Source organism: Amycolatopsis rhabdoformis (assembly GCF_035918295.1).
Classification (GTDB): domain Bacteria; phylum Actinomycetota; class Actinomycetes; order Mycobacteriales; family Pseudonocardiaceae; genus Amycolatopsis; species Amycolatopsis rhabdoformis.
Map to the genome: position 1 here is coordinate 2,242,845 of NZ_CP142149.1, position 20,733 is coordinate 2,263,577.

At 72.9% G+C, this 20,733-nt stretch carries 19 protein-coding genes; 11 read left to right on the forward strand and 8 right to left on the reverse strand.

Translation table 11 applies throughout. The annotated features are described in order from the left end of the window. A complete protein-coding gene (locus tag VSH64_RS10515; RefSeq protein WP_326835344.1) occupies positions 1–780 on the reverse strand; it encodes an IclR family transcriptional regulator in 780 nt (259 codons plus the stop codon). 174 nt (positions 781–954) lie between these two features. Between VSH64_RS10515 and VSH64_RS10520 the strand changes: the two genes are divergently transcribed. The 5 genes from VSH64_RS10520 (at position 955) to VSH64_RS10540 (ending at position 7,075) form a co-directional block, all read left to right on the forward strand. Further along, positions 955–2,808, forward strand: coding sequence for an FAD-dependent monooxygenase (locus VSH64_RS10520; protein WP_326835345.1), 1,854 nt, complete (start codon positions 955–957; stop codon positions 2,806–2,808). Between the two features lie 95 nt (positions 2,809–2,903). Next, the gene (locus VSH64_RS10525; protein WP_326835346.1) at positions 2,904–4,097 is read left to right on the forward strand and encodes an alpha/beta hydrolase family protein; all 1,194 of its coding nucleotides are present in this window, start codon (positions 2,904–2,906) and stop codon (positions 4,095–4,097) included. 96 nt (positions 4,098–4,193) lie between these two features. Beyond that, positions 4,194–4,625, forward strand: coding sequence for a GNAT family N-acetyltransferase (locus VSH64_RS10530; protein WP_326835347.1), 432 nt, complete (start codon positions 4,194–4,196; stop codon positions 4,623–4,625). Between the two features lie 45 nt (positions 4,626–4,670). After that, on the forward strand, positions 4,671–5,630 hold the full coding sequence (locus VSH64_RS10535; RefSeq protein ID WP_326835348.1) for an NADPH:quinone reductase: 960 nt from the start codon (positions 4,671–4,673) through the stop codon (positions 5,628–5,630). A gap of 185 nt (positions 5,631–5,815) precedes the next feature. Further along, positions 5,816–7,075, forward strand: a complete 1,260-nt coding sequence (locus VSH64_RS10540; protein ID WP_326835349.1) for an NAD(P)/FAD-dependent oxidoreductase — start codon at positions 5,816–5,818, stop codon at positions 7,073–7,075. Between the two features lie 61 nt (positions 7,076–7,136). Here the strand turns inward: VSH64_RS10540 and VSH64_RS10545 are convergent, their stop codons facing one another. From VSH64_RS10545 to VSH64_RS10560, 4 genes are all read right to left on the reverse strand, one after another. Further along, positions 7,137–8,108: a S1C family serine protease gene (locus tag VSH64_RS10545; RefSeq protein ID WP_326835350.1), complete on the reverse strand. Its 972-nt coding sequence runs from the start codon at positions 8,106–8,108 to the stop codon at positions 7,137–7,139. 136 nt (positions 8,109–8,244) lie between these two features. Then, positions 8,245–8,931, reverse strand: a complete 687-nt coding sequence (locus tag VSH64_RS10550; protein WP_326835351.1) for an alpha/beta fold hydrolase — start codon at positions 8,929–8,931, stop codon at positions 8,245–8,247. A gap of 171 nt (positions 8,932–9,102) precedes the next feature. Continuing rightward, a complete protein-coding gene (locus VSH64_RS10555; protein WP_326835352.1) occupies positions 9,103–9,933 on the reverse strand; it encodes an HpcH/HpaI aldolase/citrate lyase family protein in 831 nt (276 codons plus the stop codon). Positions 9,934–9,962: 29 nt separating this feature from the next. Then, positions 9,963–10,970, reverse strand: a complete 1,008-nt coding sequence (locus VSH64_RS10560; RefSeq protein ID WP_326835353.1) for a MaoC family dehydratase — start codon at positions 10,968–10,970, stop codon at positions 9,963–9,965. Between the two features lie 160 nt (positions 10,971–11,130). Here VSH64_RS10560 and VSH64_RS10565 point away from each other — a divergent pair, with 160 nt between their 5' ends. Genes VSH64_RS10565 through VSH64_RS10580 form a run of 4 tightly spaced genes read left to right on the forward strand, consistent with a single transcriptional unit; the run spans position 11,131 to position 15,505 of the window. Continuing rightward, positions 11,131–12,339, forward strand: a complete 1,209-nt coding sequence (locus VSH64_RS10565; protein ID WP_326835354.1) for an MmgE/PrpD family protein — start codon at positions 11,131–11,133, stop codon at positions 12,337–12,339. 1 nt (position 12,340) lies between these two features. After that, on the forward strand, positions 12,341–13,531 hold the full coding sequence (locus tag VSH64_RS10570; protein ID WP_326835355.1) for a CaiB/BaiF CoA transferase family protein: 1,191 nt from the start codon (positions 12,341–12,343) through the stop codon (positions 13,529–13,531). Between the two features lie 21 nt (positions 13,532–13,552). Continuing rightward, on the forward strand, positions 13,553–14,707 hold the full coding sequence (locus tag VSH64_RS10575; RefSeq protein ID WP_326835356.1) for an acyl-CoA dehydrogenase family protein: 1,155 nt from the start codon (positions 13,553–13,555) through the stop codon (positions 14,705–14,707). A 48-nt stretch (positions 14,708–14,755) separates the two neighbouring features. Beyond that, a complete protein-coding gene (locus tag VSH64_RS10580; protein WP_326835357.1) occupies positions 14,756–15,505 on the forward strand; it encodes a GntR family transcriptional regulator in 750 nt (249 codons plus the stop codon). Between the two features lie 6 nt (positions 15,506–15,511). Here the strand turns inward: VSH64_RS10580 and VSH64_RS10585 are convergent, their stop codons facing one another. Then, on the reverse strand, positions 15,512–16,291 hold the full coding sequence (locus VSH64_RS10585; protein ID WP_326835358.1) for a crotonase/enoyl-CoA hydratase family protein: 780 nt from the start codon (positions 16,289–16,291) through the stop codon (positions 15,512–15,514). A gap of 95 nt (positions 16,292–16,386) precedes the next feature. On the opposite strand from VSH64_RS10585, the gene VSH64_RS10590 reads away from it, so the two are divergent. Beyond that, on the forward strand, positions 16,387–17,868 hold the full coding sequence (locus VSH64_RS10590; protein ID WP_326835359.1) for an aldehyde dehydrogenase family protein: 1,482 nt from the start codon (positions 16,387–16,389) through the stop codon (positions 17,866–17,868). A 19-nt stretch (positions 17,869–17,887) separates the two neighbouring features. Further along, complete coding sequence (locus tag VSH64_RS10595; protein ID WP_326835360.1) at positions 17,888–18,076, forward strand: ferredoxin; 189 nt, start codon at positions 17,888–17,890, stop codon at positions 18,074–18,076. Between the two features lie 585 nt (positions 18,077–18,661). Here VSH64_RS10595 and VSH64_RS10600 read toward each other — a convergent pair. Continuing rightward, positions 18,662–19,270 carry an HAD family hydrolase gene (locus VSH64_RS10600; protein WP_326835361.1) on the reverse strand — a complete coding sequence of 203 codons (609 nt, stop codon included), beginning with the start codon at positions 19,268–19,270 and terminating at the stop codon, positions 18,662–18,664. After that, positions 19,267–20,733, reverse strand: a complete 1,467-nt coding sequence (locus VSH64_RS10605) for a class I adenylate-forming enzyme family protein (protein WP_326835362.1) — start codon at positions 20,731–20,733, stop codon at positions 19,267–19,269. Before VSH64_RS10605 ends, VSH64_RS10600 begins: the two co-directional genes overlap by 4 nt.

Below are 20,733 nucleotides of genomic sequence, written 5' to 3' on the forward strand. Positions count from 1 at the left end.
CTAGCGGGCCTCGGCCGCGATCTTGCGGCCGAAGGCCCGCTCGATGCCGGCGGTGGCGGCGATCAGCCCCCGCACGACCGAGCCGAGCACGTCGGTGGAGAAGCGCGTGGACGGCAGTGACACGCTCACGGCGGCGCGCAGGTCCTCGTCGCCGGTGCGCACCACGCGGCCCACCGCCGTGACTCCGGCCTCGGTGCCTTCGACGTTGAGGGCGAAGCCGGCGGCGGGAATGCCGTGCAACTCTTCCCGCAGCGCGCTCAGCGAAGGCCGGTCCTGCTCGCGTCCGGCCCACGCCTGTGGGGCGTAGATGGCCTCGAGCTCGTCGGGCGGCAGCTCGGCGAGGATCGCCTTGCCGCCGGACACGAGGTGGGCCGGGAACACCGAGCCTTCGCGGCTGCCGACGCGCAGCACGCGGTTGCCCTCGACCGTGCCGATGAACCGCATGTGGTCGCCGAACAGCACCATCAGGTTCGCGCTCTCGTCGAGGTGGGTGGCGAGCGACTCCACGAACGGCATGGCCACCTGCCGCAGCAGCGAAACCCGCGAGTGCGACCGGGTGGCGAGCGAGAGCACCGGACCGGCGGCGTACCACCGGTTCTCGTCCTGCACGGCGAAATCGCGGTAGACGAGCATGGACAGGAGGCGGTGGGCCGTGGACCGCGCCACCCCGAGGCGCTCGGCCGCGTCGCTCACCCGCAGCGGGCCCTCCACCTGGAGGATCACCGCCAGCTGGAGCGCGTGGTCGACGCTCGTCACGGTGTAGCTCGGTGAGTTCTTCACGGCGGAATCTCCTCTGTGCTCGCGCGGGCGTCGCGCGTCGCGCTGATCCGGCAAGTACAGGGTCGCACAAGGAAAGCCGGGGGCAAGGGGAGTTCTGGAGCGCAGAACTTCCTGTTCTCCACTGCGCACCGCCGGGAGAATGGAGTGATCACCCCGCGGAGAGGAGCCCGCACCGTGCAGTTCTACCTCGATGGCTACCGGCCCGGAGACCCGTTCGTCCGGCAGCCGCACCCTTCGGTCGCCGAGCGGCCGGCCGGCGTGCCGGAGACGGCCGACGTGCTCATCGTCGGATCCGGCCCCGCGGGGCTGGTCCTGGCCGCGCAGCTCGCGCAGTTTCCCGAGCTCACCACGGTGGTCGTCGACCGCCGCGACGGGCCGCTGGAAGTGGGCCAGGCCGACGGCGTCGCGTGCCGCACCGTGGAGATGTTCGAGGCGTTCGGCCTCGCCGACCGCCTGATCCACGAGGGCTACCGCGTGAACGAGGTCGCCTTCTGGCAGCCCGGTGATCACGGCATCGTCCGAACCGGACGCATCGCCGACGTCGAAGAGGGGCTTTCCGAGATGCCCCACGTGATCGTGAACCAGGCCCGCATGCTCGCCTACCTGCGCGAACACCTGCGGAACTCGGCGGCGCGGATCGAACCCCGCTACGGCCTGCACGTGACCGACCTCAAGGTCGACCCGGACCCGGCCGCGGACCACCCGGTCACGGTGACGCTGGCGCACCTCGACGGCTTCGAGCCGACGGGGGAGACCAGCACGATCCGCGCCCGCTACGTCGTGGGCTGCGACGGCTCGCGCAGCGCGACCCGCCAGGCCATCGGGCAGCAGCTGCGCGGTGAGGCCCGCGACCAGTCGTGGGGGGTGCTCGACGTGCTGGCCGTGACCGACTTCCCCGACATCCGGCTGAAGTCCGCGATCCACTCCGAGCACGGCAGCATGCTGATCATCCCGCGCGAAGGCGGCTACCTCGTGCGCCTCTACATCGAGCTCGACAACGAGCGCGACGGCGAGATGCTGCGCAACCGCAGCGCGACACCGGAAAAGCTCGCCGCCGTGGCCAACCGGATCCTGCATCCGTACACAGTGGACGTGAAGCACGTCGGCTGGTGGACCGTGTACGAGATCGGCCAGCGGCTGTGCGACCGGTTCGACGACAACGCGGCGGACCCACGCGTGTTCATCGCCGGCGACGCCTGCCACACGCACAGCGCGAAAGCCGGGCAGGGCATGAACGTGTCGATGGCCGACGCGTGGAACCTCGGGTGGAAGCTCGCCACCGTGCTGCGCGGCACGGCCCGGCCCGAGGTCCTGCGCACGTACTCCGAGGAACGGCAGGTCGTGGCGCAGCGGCTGATCGACTTCGACCGCGAGTTCACCACGCTCCTGAGCGGCGACGACGATTCCGAGCGCTTCCAGCACTACTTCCGCGAACACGGCCGGTTCACCGCGGGCGTGTCCGTGCGGTACGACCACTCGATGCTCACGGCCTCCCCGCTGCACCAGGAGCTGGCGACCGGGTTCGGTGTCGGCACGAGGTTCCACTCGGCACCCGTCGTCCGCCTCTCCGATGCCAAGCCCATGCACCTCGGGCACGCGGCCCGCGCGGACGGGGCGTGGCGCGTGTACGTGTTCGCCGACCGCGACCAGCCGGCGGCCCCCGCCTCCCGGTTGCCCGACGTGGTGGAGCGGTTGACGGAACTCGCCGCGCGGTTCACCCCGCCGGGCGCCGATCCCGACTCGGTGATCGACGTGCGCGCCGTGCTCCAGCAGGGACATCGCGACGTGACCGTGGCCGACCTGCCGGCGGGGCTGCTGCCGCGCAAGGGCCCGTTCGGCCTGGTGGACTACGAGAAGGCGTTCTGCGCCGACCCGGCCTCCGACGTCTTCGACCTGCGCGGCGTGGACCGGGACCAGGGTTGTCTCGTGGTGGTGCGCCCGGACCAGTACGTGGCGCACGTGCTGCCCTGGGACGACCACGAGGAGCTGGCCGACTTCTTCGAAGGTGTGCTGGTGCCCCAGCGGTGACGCGTGTGTCGGCCTTCACAGGGAAGCCGGTCACGCCGCGACCGTCCTCACCGGTCTTCAGGGAGGAGATGTCAGCGAGGGCAGGAGCGACAACCATGAAGCGCAGCAAGAGAATCGGCCGGGTCGCGGCCGCGGTCACGGCCGTCGCCGCGGTGGCGGTGGCCGGTCCGGCCGCCGTCCACTATGGACCCGAACCCGCCGCGGCGGCGGAGCGGCCGCGGCCGGCGACCGGGCAGCTGCTGTCCGCACGGGCCATCCCGAACCTCGACCCGGTGCTGGCCGCGGTGTCCGCGCGGGCCGATCGCATCACCTACCGGTCCCGGTCGCTCGACGGGCGCGACATCGTGGTGAGCGGCGCGCTCCTCACCCCGAAGGGCCGCGCGCCGAAGCAGGGCTGGCCGGTGGTTTCGTGGGCCCACGGGTCCAGCGGCATCATCGACGCGTGCGCCCCGTCGACCGCGCCGGACCAGGACGGCAAGGTCGACCTCTTCGGCTACGGCGGCTTTCTCGCGCAGGTGCTCAAAGCCGGGTACGCGGTGGCCGCGACGGACTACGAAGGCCTCGGCACCGAGGGCGAGCACCCCTACATCGTGGCCGACAGCGAAGGACGTGGCGTGATCGACGCCGTGCGCGCCGCCGCGCAGGCCGACCCGGCCGTGTCGAAGTCCTACTTCGCCGTGGGGCACTCGCAGGGCGGCCAGGCGGCGATCGCTGCGGGAGAGCTGGCCCGGACCTACGGCGCCGGCCTGGACTTCCGCGGCACGGTGGGGCTGGCTCCGGTGACCGACGTCGGGCAGGCCTACAGCTACGGCTCGCCGGGCCCGGTCGACCGCGGGTTCTACCTGCTGGCGTTGCACGGCCTCAAGACCGTGCACCCCGAGCTGCAGTACGACCAGTACCTGGGCAAGCAGGCGCTCGCGCTGTTGCCGAAGGCCATGCAGGAGTGCACCGACCGGATCTGGACCGACTTCAACCAGGACCTCGGCGCGCAGCTCAACGACTTCCAGTTCACGCCGCAGACGCCCGCCGCCGCGTTGCACCTGCAGGACTGGCTCGACGGCCAGACCGTGCCGCGGGTCCGGGCGTCGGCGCCGATGCTCCTGCTGCAGGGCGACCAGGACCCGTCGATCAAGAAGGCCGTGACCCGGCAGGCGGTGCGCAACGCCGGCGCCGAGGCGGAGTTCCGGCTCTACCCCGGGGACGACCACTACGCGGTGCTCGGCCCGTGCAGCGCCGGCGGTGCGGCGGACGACGTGGTCGCGTGGCTGGACCGGCACCGGCGCGAGTAGCGCGAACCGGTCCAGCGCGCGGTGTCACCAGTGGACCAGGTGAGCTCGCCGATCTCTGGTTAGCGTGAAGGACTTCGGCGTGAAGGAGTGTGGCTCGTGGACGAAGTGGACATCCGGGAACTGGGCCGGGGCGACGATCCGGCCGACCTGCTGGTGCTGTTGCGCCGGCTGCGGCCCGTGATGAGCGAAGAGCTGTTCGACGAGCTGGTCACGGACGGCTACGAGCAGGGTCTGCGGTACCTGGTCGCCTATTCGGGGGCCGGGCGGCCGTTGGCGGCGGCCGGGTACCGCCGGCTCGTGACCAGTCGCGGGCGCGTGCTGTTCGTCGACGACCTCGTGACCGACGAGGCCGCGCGCTCGCGGGGCGTCGGGGCGCGGCTGCTCGCCGAACTGCAGACGCTGGCGCGCGGCACCGGCTGCGATCGGCTGGAGCTCGACTCCGGCGTCGCGAACGCGGCCGCGCACCGCTTCTATTTCCGGCACCGGCTCGACGTGGCAGCGTTCCACTTCGCGGGGCCGGTCGGGTGAGCGGGCGCTCGGCGTCCGGGAGCAGGTTCTGACTGAGGAGGAAACGTGCGTGCGGCTTATGTCGAACAGCTCGGCGGAGTGGACGAGATCCGGGTCGGTGAGCTGCCCGATCCGGTGGCCGGGCCCGGTGAGGTGCTGGTCGACGTGGTCGCGACGTCGGCGAACCCGGTGGACACGTTCGTCCGCTCGGGGCTGTACGTGACTCCGGTTCCGCTGCCGCTCGTGCTCGGCCGCGACGTGGTGGGCCGGGTGGTCGCGGACGCGGCCGGGTTCCGGGCGGGGGAGTGGGTGTGGAGCAACAGCCTCGGCCACGGCGGGCGGCAGGGCGCGGCGGCAGAGCGGGCCGTGGTGCCCGCCGAGCGCCTCTACCGGTTGCCGGAGGGGGCGGATCCGTTCGACGTCGTGGTGATGGTGCACCCGGGCGCCACGGCGTACCTCGCGCTGGTGACCCACGGCCGGGTGCGGGCCGGTGAGACCGTGCTCGTGGCGGGCGGCGGGGGGAACGTCGGCGCGGCGCTGATCGAGCTCGCGGCCGCGGCCGGGGCCCGGGTCATCGCGACGGCGTCGGCCGACGATCTCGACCGGTGCCGCGCGCTCGGGGCCACCGAGGTGTTCGACTACCGCGATCCGGGGCTCGCCGACCGCCTCGCGGCCGCCGGAGCGGTGGACGTCTTCGTGGACACGTCGGGCCGCAACGACCTGGAGGCGGCCGTCGGGCTGCTCGCGGAGCGGGGCCGGATCGTGGTGCTCGCCGGTGCTCGCAGTCGTCCGGTGCTGCCCGCGGGTGAGTTGTACATGCACGACCGCTCCGTGCTCGGGTTCGCCATCTCCAACGCGCGCGCCGAGGAACTCGCGGAGGCCGCGGTGAGCTTGAACGACCGCTTCGCCCACGGCGGTTTGCGCCCGCACCACGTCGAACGCCGGACCCTCGCGGACGCCGCGGAAACGCACCGCCGCCTGGAGCAGGGCGCCGTGCGTGGGCGCGTGGTGCTGGTGGTTTCCTAGCGTCCGAAAGGATTCCGCAGCGTGGATCCGTTGCCGGATCAGGGTTTTAATCTTGACATCGGATATCCAGATTCATAGGGTTCTCACTCGTCGGCCGCCGACCGGGAGTGATCGCGCGGGAGCGCGCAGTCGCCGCCCGGCCGGCACAGCGAGGCGTGCGAGGCACGCGGGTGAGGAGAATCCGGATGACAAAGATCCTGATCGTGGGCGGCGGCTTCGCCGGTGTGTGGAGTGCGGCGAGCGCGGCGAAGGTGCGCCAGGAACGCGGACTGTCCGAAAAGGACCTCCAGATCACGGTGATCGACGCCGGCGACGATCTGGTCATCCGCCCGCGGCTCTACGAGGCGGCTCCCGACCGCATGCGCGTGCCGCTCGACCGGGTGCTCGGGCCGGTCGGCGTCCGCCGGGTCACCGGCACCGTGACCGGCATCGACACCGGCGCCCGGCAGGTCACCGCGGTGCGCCGCGACGGCACGCCGGTGGTGCTGGACTACGACCGGCTGGTGCTCGCCTCCGGCAGCCAGGTCGTGCGGCCGGCCCTGCCCGGTGCCGAGCACCTCTTCGACGTCGACACCCTCGCCGGCGCGGCACGGCTGGAAGCGCACCTGCTCCGCCTGCCCGAGCCCATCACCGGACAGCGCAGCGGCGAGCCCGGCCGCTTCACCGCGGTCGTGGTCGGGGCCGGGTTCACCGGGCTGGAGATCGCGACCGAACTGGTCGGCCGGCTCCGGGAGGTCGCCCCGGCGGGCGAAGTCCGGGTGGTGCTCGTGGAGCGGCTGGACGCCGTGGGCCCGGAGCTCGGCGAGGGCCCGCGCCCGGCGATCGAGAAGGCACTGGCCGACCTCGGGGTGGAGGTGCGCCTCGGGGTGAGCGTGCTGGAGGTGGCGCACGACGAGGTCCGCCTGTCCGACGAGACCGTGATCCCGGCGGCCACCGTGGTGTGGACGGCGGGCATGACCGCCAGCCCGCTCACCTCCTTCGTCCCCGGCGAGCGCGACCGCCTCGGCCGGCTGGACGTGGACGAGTACCTGCGCGTGCGCGGTGTCGAGCACGTGTACGCCGCCGGCGACACCGCGGCGGCCGTGTCGCCCGACGAGGGCCGCGTGGTCATGCAGAGCTGCCAGCACGCGCTCCCGCAGGGCAAGTACGCCGGGCACAACGTGGCCGCGGACGTCCTCGGCGAACCACTGGTGCGCTTCGAGCCGGCGCCGTACGTCACCTGTCTCGCCCTGGGCCCGGCCGGTGCCGTGGTGACCTCGGGCTGGGATCGCGACGTGCAGCTGACGGAGCAGGCCGCGGCCGAGCTCAAGCACACGATCAACCAGGTGTGGATCTACCCGCCCGTCGACGACCCGGCGGCGCTGCTCGCTCAGGCGGGGCCGCAGGGTGTGGTGCGTGAGTACGAGCTGGGCGCCGAACCGGCGGAGAGCGTGCCCGCGAGCTGAGGCTGCTGAAAGCAGGTGGGGTGCTCCGGGTGCCGGGGCACCCCACCCGCGCGCCGGGGTGTCAGTCCGGGAGTTCGGTGGGGACCGTGATCACGTCGACCAGGGCACCGTTGCGCAAGGCGGTGATCTCGGTGCGCCGGCCGATGGCGTCGTCGAAGAGGCGTTGCTGGAGGGACTGGGCGGTGCGCAGCGGCGTGCCGTCGAGGGCGAGGACGAGGTCCGCCGGCTGAAGGCCGCTGTGGGCGGCGGGGCTGTCCGGCACGACCTCGACGATGCGCAGGGCCGTGCGCTGCTCGAAGCGGTCGGACTGGGCCGGGGTCAGGGGCGCGGGCGTGGTGACCAGGCCCAGGTAGGCGCGGCGGACCCGGCCGTCGTGCAGGAGAGCGCCGACGATGCGGTGAGTGGTGGCGTTGATGGGCACGGCCAGGCCCAGGCCGAAGCCCGCGACGGCGGTGCTGATGCCGACGATGCGGCCGTGGCTGTCGGCGAGCGCGCCGCCGGAGTTGCCGGGGTTGAGCGCCGCGTCGGTCTGGATCACGTTTTCGATGAGCCGAGCGGCCGTGCGGGTGCGGGCCGGGATGCTTCGGCCCAGCGCGCTGACCACGCCCGCGGTGACCGTGCCGGCCAGGCCGAGCGGGTTGCCGACCGCCACCACGAGCGAGCCGACGAGCAGCCGGTCGGCGTCGCCGTATTCGGGTGGGGTGGGGATGGCGCGGTCGGCGCGGATCACGGCGATGTCGGAGAGCGGGTCGGTGCCCACCACGTCGAAGCGGGCGACGGTGCCGTCGGCGAACTCCGCCGTGCCGTGGTCACCGCCGGCGACCACGTGCGAGTTGGTGATGAGGTGGGACTCGCCGGTGAGCACGACCGCCGACCCGGCCGACTCCCCGCGCGCGGAGCGCACGGTCAGCGCCGCGACGCGCGGGGTGAGCTGCGCGGCGACGGACGTGACGATGGCCGAGTAGGCGTCCAGCGCTTCAGGTTCCAGCGCCTCTGGGTCCAGCGCCTCGGGGTCCGGGTTGTCGGGGTCCATGTCGTGACAACGCGGTCCGGTGCCGGTCCGATTCCGCGGTTCACTGTCGGCGAACCGGGCCACCGCCGGCCGGCGCTCGACCAGCGCTCGCCGGCGGTGCCGGCCGCAGTGCCGGATGCGTGCCGGCCACGGGCGTTCAGGCGACCTTGCGGACCGCTTCCAGCAGCAGCTCGGTCACGACCTCGGGTGCCGTGACGGACGGCGTGTGGTCGACGTCGAAGGAGCGGACGTCGGCGTTCATGCGGGCGGCCATGAAGCGCTGGTTGTCGGCGACGATCATGCGGTCCTGCGTGGCGAGCAGGTACCAGGTGGGCACGTCCTTCCACAGTGGACGGCCGACCGGCACGGTGATGCAGGCGCCGGAGATCGGGCGTTGCAGGGCGCGCAGGCGGGCCTGCTCTTCGGGTGTCGCGTTGGGGGCGAAGGCGTTCGCGAAGGCTTCGTCGGGCAGCCACAGCAGGCCGTGGGCGTCCGGAGTCAGGGCGGGGGCCTGGGGGTGCGGGGTGCCGCGGCCGAAGACGTCGGCGATGGTTTCGCCTTCGTCCGGCGCGAGGGCGGCCACGTAGACCAAGGCGCGCACGTTCGGGGCGCGCGTGGCTCCGATCACGCCACCGGCGTAGGCGTGGCCCGCCAGCACCACGGGGCCGCCGACGTGGTCCAGCGTGCGGTCGAGCGCGGCCACGTCGTCCTCGTACGTGGTGAGGGGCAGCGGCGCGGCGATCGCGCGGACGCCGGTCTGCTCCAGCGCGTCGATGACCTTGCCCCAGCTCGAACCGTCGGCCCAGGCGCCGTGGGCCAGAACCACGGTGATGTCAGAAGACACCTCTGCTCCTTTGTCGTGCAACGTGTCGCGTCATCGCGGTACGAATCGGCCTGTGCGCCCGACATTAATGATCTCCGCGCGGCGCCCGGGGCAGGAACTCTTTCGTCTTTTCTGGGTTGGCGAAGGGGTTTTCGATGAATCCGGGGTGCAGGAAAAATCAAGGCGCGGACGCTACGGCCGGCGCGGGCCGCCGCGCCGATCCGCCTGGCCGAGCAGCCGTTCGGCGCGCAGGAGCACCGGGCGGTCGACCAGCTGCCCGCCGACCGAGCTCGCGCCGTCCGTCGCGGCGGCCGTGACGCTGCGGGCCCAGCTCAGTTCGGCCTCGGTGGGCGCGAACGCCTCGTGCACGAGCGGCACCTGGCGGGGGTGGACGCAGAGTTTCCCGGTGAGGCCCAGCAGCTGGGCGCGGGCGACGTCCGCGGCGAGCACGGCAGGGTCGTCGAGGGCGGTGGTGACGCCGTCGAGCGGTGGCGCGATGCCGGCTGCCGCGCAGGCGAGCACGAGGGTGCTGCGGGCCTGGTCGAGGGTGGGGGAGCCCTCCGGTGGCACGCCGAGCTCGGTCGAGAGGTCCACGTGGCCGAAGGCGAGGCGGACGACCCCGGGCACGGCCGCGACCGCCGGGGCGCCGAGGACACCGGCCGCGGTTTCGACCAGGGGGATGGCGACCGAGCCGGGGGTGAGGGCGGCCAGGACACCGGCGAGTGCGGCGGGGTCGGCCGATTTCGGCACCAGGACGGCCACGGGCCGGTCGGCCAGTGCGGCGAGTTCGTCGGGGTGCCAGGGAGTTCCGGTCGCGTTGAGACGGATGACCGCTTCGTGCCCGGCGGCGAGCCAGTCGCGGGCGTTGCGCAGCGCTTGTCTCTTGTTTCCAGGCCCCACGGCGTCTTCGAGGTCGATCACGATCGCGTCGGCGCCGCTCGCGGCGGCTTTGGCGAAGCGCTCCGGGCGGTCGCCGGGGACGAACAGGAGGGTTCGCGCCGCGGCGAGAACTTCGGCGTCCACAGGGTTTCCTTTCGCCGAGCCGGGAACGCTCAGGCCAGCACGGCGACGCAGCGCCACAGCAGCACCGGGCGTGGTTCGTCGCCGTGGGCCTCCACGTCGATGCGCAGGTGCACGAGCCCGCCCTCGCCGGACGGTAGCGGGGTCAGGTTCTCGACGGTGACGGTGCTCGACAGCAGATCACCTTCGTGGACCGGGCCGAGGTGGTCGCAGCCGTCCCAGCCCGCCACGGTGACGAGGTTCGGCAACGCGCGCGTGAGCTGGGCCATCGCGAGACCGATCGTGTGGCCGCCGTACACGAGCCGCTGCCCGCCCGCGGCCACGGCGTCGTGGTGCACGCGGGCGATGTTGAGGGTGAGCCGCGCCAGCTCCGGCGCCGAGGACACCACGTCGGCGCCGACCACACGGTAGGTGGTGGCGACGGCGAGGTCGGCGAACCGCGGTCCGCGCGGCCGGTCGGCGAACGGGGCGAGCTGCCAGCCGTCGACCGCCGCCGCGTAGTCGGCAACCGTCGGGTTCGTCCCGATGGTGTCGAGGTCGTCGTGGTGCCCGGTGTCGCGGGCCGGGTCGCGCAGCGGCAGCATCGCGCACCGCCAGAAGTCCAGCACCGGACGGCCGTCCTGGTCGGTGGTCTCGATGCGCAGGGCGGCCAGGCCGGTGGGTGCGCGACCCTCGCGGGCCCGGTTCTGGCGGAGCCCGACGACCTCGGTCACGGTGGACAGCGTGTCGCCGATCCGCGGCAGCCGGCGCACCACGAACCCGCGGTAGAAGAGGTTGGCCCGCACGTGGTGGGTCGCGAGCGTCGACTGGCCGATCGCCAGGTCCCACACCAGCGCCGGGTGCGCCAGGGGAGCGCGGCCCGTGACCGCGTGGGCCAGCCCGGCGTCGAGCGGCAGGCGCAGCCGGTCGCCCACGATCGCCTGGTGCAGCGCCGCCTGGCCCTCGGTGAGCGTGACCTCGGGTGCGGTGTCGAAGCGCTGCCCCACGGCCAGCTCGTCGAAGTAGGGACCCTGCACCTCGATCGGGACGCCGGTGGTCACGGTGTGCTCCTCCAAATGTACGGCCAAATCCACCGCCGAGTTTCCAGTGCGGTCGTGGCCGTTGTCAACCACTCCGCCGCTTGTGGTTGACAACCGGCGGAGCCCGTGCCCAATATTGGCCGTACATTTGCTGCGGTGATCTTCGGCGGGACGGACGAGCATGGTTTCGACGGCGGAAGCGCTGGCCGGGTGGGCTCACGACTACGAACCCACCGCCGACGACCGCGAGCTGGCGCAGCGCTCGCTCGTGGACACGATGGCCGTGACCCTCGCCGCGCGCCGCGATCCGGTCGCCCGGATCGTGACCGGGCTGTCCGAGGCGGCGCGGTGGGCGGCGATCGGCCACGTGCTGGATTTCGACGACCTGCACCTGGAATCGACCACCCACATCAGCGTCGTCTGCGTGCCCGCCACCCTGGCGGCCGGCGGTGACGCCCGCGCTTACCTGGCCGGCGCCGGCGTGATGGCGCGGCTCGGCGTGGCGCTGGGCTGGCAGCACTATGCGAGCGGCTGGCACGCCACCTGCACGGCAGGCGCCCCGGCCGCCGCGGTGGCGGCCGCGGTGTCATGGGGCCTCTCGCCGGCCCAGACCGCCACGGCTATTGCGCTCGCGATCCCGGCCGCCGGCGGTGTGCAGCGCGCCTTCGGCACGTCGGCGAAATCGCTGCAGGTCGGTTTCGCCGCCGACGCCGGGCTGCGCGCCGCCCGCCTGGCCGCGGCCGGCGCCACCGCCGACCCGAGTGCGCTCGACGACTGGCTGCGGCTGGTCGGCGGCGACCCCGCGCGCGTCGACCTGACCGGCCCCGCGGTGCCGGGCGGGCTGGCCATCAAGATCTTCCCGTGCTGCTACGCGGCACAGCGCCCGATCAGCGCCGTGCGCGACCAGTTACCCGAGCCGGTCGACGCCACCCGGGTGTCCTCGATCAAGGTCACCACCCCCGAGAGCAGCGTGCATCCGCTGATCCACCACCGGCCCGGCACGGGGCTGGAGGGCAAGTTCAGCCTCGAGTACGCAGTGGCGGCCGCGCTGCTCGACCCGCGCCCGGGCTTCGCGAGCTTCACCGACGAAGCCGTGACCCGCCCGGAAGCGCAGCAGCTCGCCGGTCTTGTCGAGTCGACGCTCACGCCGGGCGGCGACTGGCTGCTGGCCGGCGAAGTCGACATCTCGATCGGCCTCGACGACGGCACGACCCACCACGTCACCCTCGCCCTGCCGCCCGGCTCGCCCGACCGGCCGCCTTCCGCGCAGGACATGGCCGGGAAAATCGCCGACTGCGGCGCCGACCTGCCCGAGTTGCTCGACGGGCTCGACTGGCCGCGCGCCCGGGCGCTGCTGCGGCAGCTGCTGTCCGCGCGAGGGCCGGCCTGACATGACCGAGCAGACCCGGCCGCTGTCCGGCCTCACCGTGGTGAGCCTCGAGCAAGCCGTCGCCGCGCCGTTCGCGACCCGCCAGCTCGCCGACCTCGGCGCCCGCGTGATCAAGATCGAGCGCCCCGCCGGCGGTGATTTCGCCCGGCGCTACGACGAATCCGTGCACGGGCAGTCGAGCTACTTCGTGTGGCTCAACCGGTCGAAGGAATCGGTGACGCTCGACGTGAAGGAGCCGGCGGGGCGCGCCGTGCTGGCCGACCTGCTGGCGACGGCCGACGTGTTCGTGCAGAACCTCGCGCCCGGCGCCGCGGCCCGGCTCGGGGTCGACGCCGCGTCGCTGGCCCGGCAGTACCCGCGGCTGATCTCCTGCACCATTTCCGGCTACGGCACCGACGGTCCGTGGGCCGCGCGCAAGGCGTACGACCTCATGGTGCAGTGCGAGACCGGCCTGGTGTCCCTCACCGGCACCCCGGACAGCCCGGCCAAGGCGGGGATTTCCGTGGCCGACATCGCCGCCGGCATGTACGCCTACAGCGGCGTCCTCACCTCGCTGCTGAGCCGCGCGACCACCGGCCGGATCGTGCCCGTGGAGGTGTCCCTGTTCGAGGCGCTCGCCGAGTGGCTCGGTTCACCGGCCTACTACACGCGCTACGGCGGCACTTCGCCGCAGCGAGCCGGCGCCGAACACGCCACGATCGCGCCGTACGGCCCGTTCACCGCCGGCGACGGCGAGGTCGTGGTGCTCGCGGTGCAGAACGACCGCGAGTGGCGGCGCCTGTGCGAGGTCGTGCTCGACGACGCGGCGCTGGCCGGTGACCCGCGCTTCGGCACGAACTCCGCGCGCGTGGCGCACCGGGCCGAGCTCAACGCCGTGATCTCGGCGAACTTCGGGACCCGGCCGGCGAAAACCGTGCTGGCCGCCCTGGCCGAGGCCGGCATCGCCGACGCCCGGCTCAACACCGTCGAGGACTTCCTCGACCACCCCGTGCTGCGCGAACGCGGGCGCTGGCGCACGATCGGCACGCCGGGCGGGCCGATCGAGGCGCTCCTGCCGCCCGCGTCGCTCGGCGGGGTCGACCCCGTGATGAACGCGGTGCCCGCGCTCGGCGAACACACCGCTTCCGTGCTGAGCGAGCTGGGCCGCTCGCCCGCCGACGTCGACGCCCTGCGCGCCGCCGGCGTGATCTGACGTCCGTCCGAAAGGGAGACCGTGCACATCCTCAGCGAAGAAGAGCAGGCGATCGTCGACACCGTGAAGGAGTTCGTCGACCGCGACGTGCGCCCGGTGGTGCGCGAGCTCGAGCACGCGAACGAATACCCCGAGAAGCTCATCGAGCAGATGAAGCACCTCGGCATCTTCGGGCTCGCCGTGCCCGAGCCCTACGGCGAGGTCGCCGTGTCCACGCCGTGCTACGTGCAGGTGACCGAGCAACTCGCGCGCGGCTGGATGAGCCTCGCCGGCGCGATGGGCGGCCACACCGTGGTGACGAAGCTGCTCGTCGCGTTCGGCACCGAGGCGCAGAAGGAGCGTTACCTGCCGAAGATGGCGACCGGTGAGATCCGCGCGACCATGGCGTTGACCGAGCCCGGTGGCGGGTCGGACCTGCAGGCGCTCACCACCTCGGCCCGCCGCGAAGGCGACGGGTACGTGGTGAACGGGTCGAAGACCTGGATCACCAACGCGCGCCGCTCGGGGCTCATCGCGCTGCTGTGCCGCACCGATCCGCGCGCCGAGCCGCGGCACAAGGGGATCAGCATCCTGCTCGTGGAACCCGGCGAGGGGTTCACGGTGTCGCGTGACCTGCCCAAGCTCGGGTACAAGGGCGTCGAGAGCTGTGAACTGTCCTTTCAGGACTACCGGGCGCCGGCCGACGCGGTGCTGGGCGGCGAGGAGGGCCGCGGGTTCGCGCAGATGATGAAGGGCCTGGAGATCGGCCGGATCCAGGTGGCCTCGCGCGCCCTCGGCGTGGCCCGGGCTTCGCTCGACGACGCGCTCCGCTACGCGCAGGAGCGCGAGTCGTTCGGCAAGCCCATCTGGCAGCACCAGTCGATCGGCAACTACCTCGCCGACATGGCCACGAAGTACACCGCCGCGCGCCAGCTCGTGCTGCACGCCGCCGAGACCTACGACTCGGGTGCGCGCAGCGACCTGGAGGCGGGCATGGCGAAGTTGTTCGCCTCCGAGACCGCCATGGAGATCGCGCTGAACGCCGTGCGGGTGCACGGCGGCTACGGCTACTCCACTGAGTTCGACGTGGAGCGCTACTTCCGCGACGCGCCGCTGATGATCGTGGGCGAGGGCACCAACGAGATCCAGCGCAACGTGATCGTGAGCCAGCTGGTTCAGCGCGGCGGGCTCGGCTGAGCCGGGACCCGGCACACTGTGGGGCCGGACGGGAGCGGAGTGGACCGAATGACGATCAGTGAGCAGCCGGGCGAGGCCGCGTACAAGGTGCTGGCGCGCGAGCTGCGCCAGGCGATCCTGCAGCGGCGCTTCGACGACGGTGTCCGGCTGCCGACCGAGGCCGAGCTCGCCACCGAGCACGGCGTGAGCAGGCAGACCGTGCGCCGCGCGTTCCAGGACCTGGTGGCCGACGGGCTCGTGCACCGGGTGCCGGGACGGGGCACGTTCGCCGCTCCACGCGACAGCCAGTACCTGCGGCAGTTCGGCTCGATCGAGGACCTGATGGGGCTTTCGCTCGACACCACGCTCGAAGTGCTGCGGCCGTTGCGGCGGGTGGTGAACGTGGAGGCGGCCAGCCGGCTGCGCCTGGACAGCGACACCGTGCACACGGTGGTGTTCCGCCGGCTGCACGACGGAAAACCCTTCTGCCACACCGCCGTGCACCTGCACCCCGCCGCCGGCAGCACTCTCGCCGACGCGCCGGAGCTCGCCACCGCCGGCGCGACCAGCGAGGTGACCATCATCGGCCTGCTCGACGACCGGCTGCCCGCGCCGATCGCCGAGGCCGACCAGAGCATCACGGCCGCCGCGGCCGACGCGACGCTCGCCGACGCGCTGGCCTGCCCGGCCGGCGCTCCGCTGCTGCGGGTGGACCGCACGTACCTGACCACGGACGGCCAGCCCGTGGAGCTGGCGGTGAACCACTTCCTGCCCGAGCAGTACTCGTACCGGGTGAAGCTCAAACGCAGCCTGGGGTGAGCCCGGTCAGCGGCCGGTCCACACGGGCGGGCGCTTCTCCGCGAACGCCTTGGCGCCTTCCTGCGCGTCGGCCGAGGCGAACACCGGGCCCATCAGGGCGGGCTGCTCGGCCCAGGCCTGCTCGACCGTCCAATCGGCCGCGCGCCGGGAGATCTCCTTCGTCGCGGCGACGGCGAGCGGGCCGTTGCGGCTGATCCGGGCCGCGAGCTCCAGGGCCGCGTCGACGGCGGTCCCGTCGTCGACCACGGAGTTGACCAGGCCGAGCTCCGCGGCGCGGGCGGCGGTGATCGGGTCGCCGGTGAGCAGGAGCTCGAGGGCGATCGCGCGGGGCACGCGCTGGGCGAGGAACAGTGCCGCGCCGGCGCCGGCGACCAGGGAGCGCTTGACCTCCGGGACGCCGAAGCGGGCCGACTTCCCGGCGACGACCAGGTCGCAGGCGAGCAGCAGCTCGAAGCCGCCGGCCACGGCCCAGCCCTCCACCGCGCCGATCAGCGGCTTGCGCGGCGGCCGCTGCGTGATTCCGCCGAGGCCGCGGCCTTCGACGACCGGGAGGTCGCCGTGGACGAACGCCTTGAGGTCCATGCCGGAGCTGAACGTGCCGCCGGCGCCGGTGAGCACGCCGACGCGCAGGTCGTCGTTCGCGTCCAGCTCGTCGACGGCGGCCGCGATGCCCCGGGCGGTGGCGCCGTCGAGGGCGTTTTTCGCGTGCGGGCGGTTGATCGTGATGATCTGCACGCCGTCGCGCGCCTCGACGAGGACGAGGGACTGCTCTTCGGGACCGGGCACGGTCAGCTCCTTGTTCGGTCGTGGCCGGCCCGCGTTGACCCGGGTCGGCCATTGTGGAATTATTTATACTGTTTTCGACTGGATAGGGGAACCGTGTGACCGAGATCCGGCTGTCCGACGCGGCGGCCTTGTGTGAGCGGGCCGCGGCGCGCCTGCCGGCGGGCCTGGTGTTCGTCGACGGCGCGCTCGACCGAGGCGACGCCGAGGAGGTCGAGTACACGCACCCCGGTGACGGTAGTTCCCTGGGCCGCTGTCGGCTGGGTTCTCCGGCGCTGATCGACACGGCGGTGGAGTCGGCCGCGCGGGCGTGGCGCTCGTGGTGGGCGAGCGATCCGGCCGCGCGGCGGGAAGTGCTGCTGGCCGTGGCCGCGGCGATCCGGGCGGCCACGGCCGATCTCGGTGCGCTGGTGAGCCTGGAGATGGGCATGCCGGTGAAGACCGCGATCGCCGCGGCGGCGCAGGCGGCCGAGTGGTTCAGCTTCTACGCGGGCCTCACCGACAAGCTCACCGGCGACTCGCCGCGCGTCGGCCCGCCCGGGCGCGTGCTCGACTACGTGGAGCGGGTGCCGCACGGCGTCGTCGGCGCGATCATCCCGTGGAACGGGCCGGTGATGGCCGCGGCGCTGAAGGTGGCGCCCGCGCTCGCCGCCGGCAACGCCGTGGTGCTCAAACCCAGCGAGCTGGCGCCGTTTTCGACGGTCGAGCTGGCGCGGATCGCGTGCCGGGCGGGGCTGCCGGCCGGGCTGCTCAACGTCGTCGGCTCCGGCGCCGCCGGCGGAGCGCGGCTCGCGCAGCACCCCGAGGTCGGCCTGGTCAGCTTCACCGGCGGCAACACGGCGGGCGCGGCGGTGGCCACGGCCGCGGCGGCCCGCAACGCGCGCGCCGTGCTGGAACTCGGCGGCAAGTCGGCTTCGCTGGTCTTCGACGACGCCGACATCGCGCGCACAGCGCGGCTGAGCCTGCTGCTCGGCGCCGTGCAGAACAGCGGCCAGGGCTGCTTCCTGCCCACGCGGGTGCTCGTACAGCGCGGCGTCTACGACGAGTTCCTGGCGGCGATGGCCGCGGCCGCGGGCGGCATCCGCATCGGCGACCCGTTCGCGGCGGACACGCAGATGGGGCCGGTGGTCAACGCCGCGGCCAAGGCCCGGATCACCGGCGTCGTCGCGGCGGCCTCCGGCCGGCTCGTGACCGGCGGCGGCACTCCGGCGGGGCTCTCGGACGGCTCGTACCTCGAGCCGACCGTGCTCGCCGACGTGGCGCCGGATTCCGCGCTGGCACAGGAAGAAGTCTTCGGCCCGGTCGTCGCGGTGCTGCCGTTCGCCGACGAGGACGAGGCCGTGGAGCTGGCGAACGGCACCCGCTACGGCCTCGCCGGCTACGTCTGGACCGAGAACCTCCGCCGGGCGCACCGCATCGCCTCGCGCCTGGAGGCCGGCAACATCACCGTGAACGGCATGTCCGCCCTGCCCCCGGCGCTCGCCTTCAACGGCTGGAAGGCCAGCGGCCTCGGCGTCGAAGGCGGCCAGGCGGGGCTGGCGGAGTTCCAGCGGACCAAGAACGTGTACGTGCAGCTGTGAACACGCGAAAGGAAACCCGATGAAAGCCGGTCTGAAAGAAGGCGCCTGCCAGGGCCACGCCCGCTGCGAGGCCATGTCCGCCCTCCTCACCGTCGACGACGACGGCTACTCGGACATCGCCCCGGCCCTCGACGTGCCGGAAGGCCGCGAGGCGGAGGTGCGGCGGGGGATCGCGGCGTGTCCGGAGCAGGCGTTGTTCGAGTTCTGAGCGGGCCCGGGCCGTGGTTCACCACCACTGCCCGGAACGTGGTGGTGGACCGTGGGGATCCGTTGGTGCGCAGCGGATCTCCAGGACCACTCAGGAATTCGGCGGCCCGAGGACGGCGAGGTCGCGGCTGAGGATGGCGAGACCGGCAGGCGGCATGATGGTCCACTCGGCGGGCCGGCCCTCGACGTGCCGGAAGGCCGCGAGGCGGAGGTGCGGCGGGGGATCGTGGCGTGTCCGGAGCAGGCGTTGTTCGAGTTCTGAGCGGGCCCGGGCCGTGGTTCACCGCCACTGCCCGGAACGTGGTGGTGAACCGTGGGGATCCGTTGGTGCGCAGCGGATCTCCAGGACCACTCAGGAATTCGGCGGCCGGAAGACGGCGAGGTCGCGGCTGAGGATGGCGAGACCGGCAGGCGGCATGATGGTCCACTCGGCGGGCCGGCCCTCGACGTGCCGGAGGGCCGCGAGGCGGAGGTGTGGCGGGGGATCGCGGCTTGTCCGGAGCAGGCGTTGTTCGAGTTCTGAGTGAGGGTCGTGGAGTGGTGGACCGTGGGGATCCGTTGGTGCGCAGCGGATCCCCACGGTCGGTCAGGGGTGCGGCAGCCCGCGGTCGGCCAGGGTCTGGTGCAGGTCGGCGAGGCCGGTGAACAGGACGGCGTCGATGCCGACGGCGGTGGCGCCGGTGACGTTGGCGGGAAGGTCGTCCACGAAGAGGATTTCCGCGGGCGCGAGGCCGAGACGCTCGATCAGTGCCTGGTAGATCTCCGGTTCCGGCTTGCGGACGCCCACCTCGCTGGAGTCGACGACGGTGGTGAACAGGTCGAACGGGAAGGTCGCGCGCCAGCTCGCCGAGGCGACGTTGTTGGTGAGCAACGCGATCGGCAGGTGCGTGGAGAGCTCGCGGACGAAGGCGATCATCGCGGGGTCGAGCGTTTCGGCGGCGGTCGCGGCCGCGGCGAGGCGGCGGATGTCGATGCGTTGTCCGTATTTCTCTTCGGCGTCGACGCAGACGTGGCGGAAGAAGTCGCGGGGCGAGAGGGCGCCGACTTCGAGGCGGGCCATCATTTCGCCGCCGAGGAAGTACTGCGCCAGCGCGGGGTCGGGGATGCCGAGCTCGCGGGCGTACTCCTCGAAACCCCGGGCGGGCGGCTGTGTGAGCACGCCGCCGAAGTCGAACGCGATCGCGCCGATGGTCACGAGGCCAGCTCCGATCGCAGCAGTTTTCCGGTGGGGGAGTAGGGCAGCGCGGGCACGATCACGACCTCGTCGGGCGTGCGGGAACCGCGCAGCCGGGCGCGCACCCACGCGCGCAGCGACTCGGGGTCGTCGGTGGCGCCCGCGCGCAGCACGACGACGGCGCGGATGCGCTGGCCCCAGTCCGGGTCCGGCACGCCGAGCACCCCGGCGTCGGCGACCTCGGGGTGGCGCAGGAGCACGTCCTCGATCTCGCCGGGCGCGATGTTCTCGCCGCCGCGGATGATGGTGTCGTCGGTGCGGCCGTGGAGGAACAGGTAGCCCTCGGCGTCGAGGTGGGCCAGGTCGCGGGTGGGGAACCAGCCGGCCGCGTCGAGCGCGGAGCCGGTGCCCGCGTACTCGCCCGACACCTGCGGGCCGCGCACCCAGAGCTCCCCGGTTTCGCCGGCCGCGAGGACCGCGCCCGTCTCGGACCGGATCTCGCCCTCGACGCCGGGCACGAACCGGCCCGCGGACGAGAGCAGCGCTCGATCCTCGGCGGCGAACGCGCGCCGATGTTCCTCGGGACCCAGCACGGCGATCGTGGAGCTGGTCTCGGTCAGGCCGTAGGCGTTGGCGAAGTCGACGCCCGCGAACAGGTCGAGCGCGCGTTCGAGAGTGGGCCTCGCCATTTTCGCGCCACCGTAAGCGATCCGGCGCAGCGAAGGCAACTTCGTCGGGTACTGCTCCAGGTGCTCGACGATGCGGGAGAGCATCGTCGGCACGAGCATCACCGTGGTGATCTCCTCGGCGCGCACGAGCTCGACCCAGTCGGCCGCGGTGAAGTTCGGCAGGTAGGCGACCCGGCGCCCGGCGTAGAGGTTGCTGAGCACCGAGCCGACGCCGGCGACGTGGTAGGGCGGCACGCTGACCAACGTCGCGTCCGCCGGATCGGCCGAGGCGAACTCCACGGTCTGCAGCACGTAGCTGGTCAGGTTGCCGTGGCGCAGCAGCACCGATTTCGGCGTGGCAGTGGTGCCGCTGGTGAACAGCGTGACCGCGACGTCGTCGTCGGCGGCCGGAGGGGGAAGCGCACCGTCCGCACCGGCTCGGCACAACGCCAGCCAAGCGTCGGTGCCGAGCGTGGTCAGCGACTCCGGAACGGCGCTCGCGTACTGCTCGTCGACGATCACCAGCGGCGCGTCGAGCCGGAGCAGCAGCTCGCCGAGCGCGGCGGCGGACAGCCGGTAGTTGAGCGGAGTGGCCGCTACGTTCGCGCGCGCCGCGGCGAGCAGCAGTACGGGCAGCACCGGGCCGTTGAGGCCGAGGAACGCGACCGAGCGCACGCCGGCCTCCACGAGGTGCCGGGCGCCGGCGGCCGACAGTTCGTCGACCTCGCGGGCGGTGAGGCCGTCGCGCGCGGAGCCGAGCAGCACGCGGTCCTCGTCGGCCGAGCGGGTCATCTCCAGGAGCAGTTCGATCCCCAC